5 protein-coding genes are annotated in these 4,752 nt (G+C 58.1%); all 5 read left to right on the top strand.

The window, feature by feature from the left end:
- The first annotated feature begins 88 nt into the window (after positions 1-88).
- From FGM15_13455 to FGM15_13435, 5 genes are read left to right on the top strand one after another with little or no spacing between them, the layout of a single operon-like run.
- Positions 89-583 carry a hypothetical protein gene (locus FGM15_13455; GenBank protein ID MBU3666864.1) on the top strand — a complete coding sequence of 165 codons (495 nt, stop codon included), beginning with the start codon at positions 89-91 and terminating at the stop codon, positions 581-583.
- Positions 584-602: 19 nt separating this feature from the next.
- Positions 603-1,955 carry a glycosyltransferase family 1 protein gene (locus FGM15_13450; protein MBU3666863.1) on the top strand — a complete coding sequence of 451 codons (1,353 nt, stop codon included), beginning with the start codon at positions 603-605 and terminating at the stop codon, positions 1,953-1,955.
- A gap of 20 nt (positions 1,956-1,975) precedes the next feature.
- The gene (locus FGM15_13445; GenBank protein ID MBU3666862.1) at positions 1,976-3,826 is read left to right on the top strand and encodes a glycosyltransferase; all 1,851 of its coding nucleotides are present in this window, start codon (positions 1,976-1,978) and stop codon (positions 3,824-3,826) included.
- 16 nt (positions 3,827-3,842) lie between these two features.
- On the top strand, positions 3,843-4,073 hold the full coding sequence (locus tag FGM15_13440) for a DUF433 domain-containing protein (protein MBU3666861.1): 231 nt from the start codon (positions 3,843-3,845) through the stop codon (positions 4,071-4,073).
- Entirely contained in the window at positions 4,070-4,441 is a 372-nt protein-coding gene (locus tag FGM15_13435) for a hypothetical protein (GenBank protein MBU3666860.1), read from the top strand. Before FGM15_13440 ends, FGM15_13435 begins: the two co-directional genes overlap by 4 nt.
- The last annotated feature ends 311 nt before the right edge of the window (positions 4,442-4,752 follow it).

Below are 4,752 nucleotides of genomic sequence, written 5' to 3'. Positions count from 1 at the left end.
GGGCGATCCCGATTGCGCGGGCATCGCTTACGACATTCTCTCTCCGGACAAGCCGACACCCGCTGCTCGTGACAAACCGCGGTCAACCATGCATTTCGTGGGCTGTGGCCACATGCTTCGCCGAAGCATGGTAGAAAGCGCGGGCTTTTATGCGGAGTTTCCGGGTTGGTATGGCGCGGAGGAAAAAGATCTGTGCATCCGCTTCATGGATCGCGGATGGAACATGAAGTTCCTTCCCGGAGTGCATGTGTGGCACGACAAGACAACCAAGGACCGGAACTGGGGCGATATCCAGCGATCCGGCACTTTGAATGATCTCATCTTCGGGTTCGTGCGCACGCCTTTTCCAGACGTGTTGTATTACTTGCCCGGCAAAGCGATCAACTTGGTCAAGTGGGGTATGAAAGGTCCAAAAGAAGAGCGATGGGCGTCTTTCTTGGGGATCTTTGATTTCATAAAGTGGCTACCCACTTACTGGAGCAAGCGCCAACCGGTTTCGAAAAAAACGTTCCGTGAGTTCTTTCTGCAAGGGCGACGATCATCAGTTAAACCAAGAGACTGGGAAGGCAAGGAACGGAATTGAGGTCCTGCAGTTTAAACAAGTGATCATCAGCGGACATCCGACTGGAAACCCAAACTCGCACCACGCCGCGTTGGCTTGGCATGAGCGCGGGAAGCTTTACAAGTTCTGCACCCCGTGGTTTCCATCGCAGCGGCAACTGTCTTTGCTCGGGCATGTGCCCGGCTTGCGTGACCAAGCGAGACGTCTGGCACGCCGGCACTTTGAACCGCTGGCCGGCGCGGGCATGCGTCAAAGCAGGCTCGCGGAGATTTCGCGGATGGTGCGAGAGCGCCTCGGATGGACGGGCCCGGAGTTCACGCGTTCGGCCAACAACTGGTTGATGACGGTGATGGCGTCGGAGTGCAGGGACCGCCATGTAAGCGCGGTGCATTCTTTCGAGGATTGCTCCCTGCGTCAGTTTCAGGAAGCGAAGCGCCTTGGCAAAGCCTGCATCTACGATATGCCGACATGCCATTGGAAGTTTTGGGAAAGTCAGCACCGGAATTTGTGCAGTCTCTACGCGGATTGGATCCGTCCCCAAGACGCGGTTTTCACACTCAATGCGAGTCCCGAGCAGAAGGACGAGGAGCTGCGCCTGGCTGATGAGGTGTTGGCGCCGAGCACTTTCGTGAAGCGAACACTCGAAGAGGCTGGAGCAAAAGCGGTGAGTGTCTGCCGCTACGGTGTGGATGCGGAGTTTTGGTGCCCCGCTGGAAGCGGAGACCAAGAGACAGCCGAGTCCGCGAGACGGGTTGCCAAGCAACCAACTGATAAAAGACCAAGAGACGAAGAGCAGGAGAGACTAAAAGACGAAAAGACCAAGAGACAGCCGGAGGGCGGAAGTCGGAGTCCGGAGGCTGCTTTGCTCGCTACTAGTGACTCGCTACGCGTTGCTCCCGCTTTGCGGTTTATTTATGAGGGGCAATGTTCTCTGCGAAAGGGTATACCTTTCATTTTGGAGGCGTGGGAGAAGGCGGGACTTCGTAACGCCGAGCTGATGTTGGTCGGGGGCTGGCAGCTGGCGGTCGAAAGGTTGAAGAGTCTTCCTCCCGGCGTGCGTTATATCGGGCCTGTCGGGCCGGAGCGTTTGCGGGAGTTGTATCGGCAGAGCGATGCTTTTGTTTTTCCATCTTTCGGCGACGGCTTCGGTCTTGTGATGCTTGAAGCGTTGGCTTCCGGCTTGCATGTGATGGCCAGTGATCGGAGTGGAGGTCCGGATCTCGCCGCTGAGTCGGGCGTGACGGTGTTGCCGGCAGGGAATGAGGAGGCGTGGATCGCGGCTTTGCGTGAGTTTCGGTCGCGTCGCGAGGGAAAGACTGGTCTAAGCGAGGAATGGAGATGGGAGCGCTACCGGCGCGATGTATTTGAGGCTACAAAGAACCTAATAGGTTAGCCGCGCTTTTCCCGGCCGTCATGCTCGTCGTCCTGACATCACATCCGATACAGTATCAGGCGCCGTTGTGGCGCGCCTTGGCCGACTACAAGACGACGGGACCACAGGACGACGGGCAGGGCGGTGGGGTTCTTTTCGAAGTCTGGTTTCTCACCGACCAAGGGGTGCGGCGGACGGAGGACAAGGATTTCGGGAAGGCGTTTGCGTGGGATGTGGATTTGCTTTCGGGATATCCGCACCGGTTTCTGGAATTGCGAGGACAATGGGACATGCGGAAGTTCAACGGGATCCCGCTTGCCAAGCCGATCGGGGCATCGTTGCGCGAGGCGAACGCGACGGCGTTGTGGGTCGAAGGATGGAGATTCCAAGCGTTCTGGGAGGCAGTGTCGGCGGCGAAGAAAATGGGGATTCCGGTTTTCCTGCGCGGGGAAACAAGCGACAAGATTGCGGAGAGGGGCGGGATTTTCGGGCTCGTGCGGAACTATGCGCTGCACCGGTTGTTCAGGAAGGTGGATTATTTTCTGGCCATCGGCCAAGCAAGCCGGAGGTTCTATTTGCGGCACGGGGTGCCGGCGCGGAAGTTGATTGATGCGCCGTATGGGGTGGATAACAAATTCTTTCGCTCAGAGAGCGGAAGAATTCGTGGACTACGGGACTACGGGACCACGGGACTAAAGGAAGAAGGCGCTAGGCAAGAGGCGCTAGGCGAGGGGGAGGAGAGGGACAGGGAAGAAGACAAGGGGGGCGCGCTGAGCGCGCATTTCGACAGGGAGGGGCGGCCGAGCGCTACAGACCAAGAGACCAAAAGACCAAGAGACGAAAAGGAGAGGAAAGGCGCGGAGCAAAGACAGGGGACAGGGGCTAGGGGACAGGCCCTCCAGCTCGAAGAGCTTACGGGTCGGAGAGAGGCAGACGACGGGGATAGCCGCGAAGAGGCGCAAGAGGACTTAAGCCTTACAAACTTAAAACTTAAAACTTCTGCGGAGATTCGCAGGGAATGGAATATTCCGCTCGAGGCGAAGGTGGTGATGTTCTGCGGAAAGTTTGTGCGCAAGAAGAGGCCCGTGGACGTTGTGCGTGCCGCACAAGTCCACCAGACCACAGGACCACAGGACAACAGGCTTACCCGGAATCCATGGCATTTGCTTTTTGTTGGCAGCGGTGAGTTGGGGGAGAAGCTACGTGCGGCTTGCGACGTGCGGTTTGATGCGGAAAGTTCGCGCTGCGCAGACCACAAGTCCACAGGACCACAGGACTGCGGGACCGAACAGGCGCGGGGCAATAGGCAAGTGGGAGGAACATCCTCGAGCCTCGAGCCTCGAGCCTCGAGCCACGCGCGTTCAGACGCGCGGCCGCCGGCCTCTTTTGCCGGCTTTTTGAATCAATCGGAAATTCCAAAGGCCTATGCGGTGGCGGATGTCCTTGTTTTGCCGAGCGAGGCGTGGGAGACGTGGGGCTTGGTTGTCAATGAGGCAACGGCGGCCGGGGTGCCGACGGTGGTGAGTGACCAGTGCGGGTGTTCCGATGATTTCGCGGCCAAGAATCCCTACACGCGTGTGTTCCCGATGGGCGATATCGCGGCGTTGGCGTCCGCCATCGAAGAGGTGCTGGCGCTGGAAGCGAAGCCGGAGGATGTGAGCAAATTTGCCGAGGCGTTCTCGCCGCGGATCACGGCGGAAGCGGTGGCGGAGCGGTTGGAAGATGCGAGAGGAGAGGGAACGAGAGACGAGGGGAGTGGGAAGGTGGCTGCGCCAAGGTGGACAGGTGGGAAGGCGGGGAGACGAAAGCCGGAGCGGAGCGAAGACAGCGTGAGGCATGCGGCAGGATGCCTCAAACGGGTGAAAACTGGACAAATTCAAGTGCGGGATTAATTTGCATCTTATGAAAATCTCCGGCCTCGACCGCATCACTATTGATCCGGCTGTCATGGGCGGAAAGCCCTGCTTGAGAGGGATGCGAGTGACTGTCGGGCTGATCACCGGTCTGGTCGCATCGGGAGCATCGTTCGAGGAGATCTTGGAGCTCTACCCTTATCTGGAAGAAGCAGATATCAAAGCGGCGCTCACATACGCGGCCTGGCGCGCTGAGGAGCGCGAAGTTGTGTTGCAACCAGCTTGAAGCTCGTCGTGGACATGAACCTCTCCCCGGTGTGGGTGAGGGTTTTCCAAACAGCCGGACACGAAGCAGTTCACTGGAGTTCTGTCGGACCGACGACCGCACCGGATGCGGCGATCATGGAGTGGGCGCGAAAAAGTGGCAGCGTGGTATTCACGCACGATCTTGATTACGGAGCTCTACTTTACGCCACGAAGGCGTCCTCTCCCAGTGTGATTCAATTGCGCTGCGAAGATGTGCGCCCCGCAAGCATGCAGGCGGCGGTCTTGTCTGCATTGGATGCACTTAAAGGCGACTTGGCGAATGGCGCGCTAGTTACCATTGATCCAGGAAAAAGCCGTATCCGAACTCTTCCATTTCGCTCCTGGTAGCATCAGTTGGTGCGCGTGTGCGCGCGGCAACTATATCTTCTTTCATCGGTGGCTAAAAATTATCGGGCGGCTTGCGGCCGGGCATTCGCGGAGTAGTTTGCCCGTGTGAGCGGGCGTTTACTCAGGCCTCCAACTCAATTTTGGTCTTTGCGATGACGCACCTACATTTCATTCCGGTTCAGCCTAGAACCTATCCCAAAACCTGGCGTGGTGGCGTTGCGGATAATTTTCGTTTGTGGCAAGGAGCAAGCGATGTGGCTGTATCCTCTGCGATACAGTCCCGAGCGCCGCGACGCAGCCACGGAAGAAAA

The sequence above is a fragment of the Chthoniobacterales bacterium genome, from assembly GCA_018883245.1.
Lineage (GTDB): Bacteria > Verrucomicrobiota > Verrucomicrobiia > Chthoniobacterales > JACTMZ01 > JACTMZ01.
Note: the sequence above shows the minus strand (reverse complement) of the source record. Positions and strands in the feature narration are given on the sequence as shown.

What these genes read in the sequence shown, in the direction of transcription:
- FGM15_13455 (MBU3666864.1), top strand. Translation starts at nt 89, where the DNA reads ATGCATTTCGTGGGCTGTGGCCACATGCTTCGCCGAAGCATGGTAGAA.
- FGM15_13445 (MBU3666862.1), top strand. Translation starts at nt 1,976, where the DNA reads ATGCTCGTCGTCCTGACATCACATCCGATACAGTATCAGGCGCCGTTG.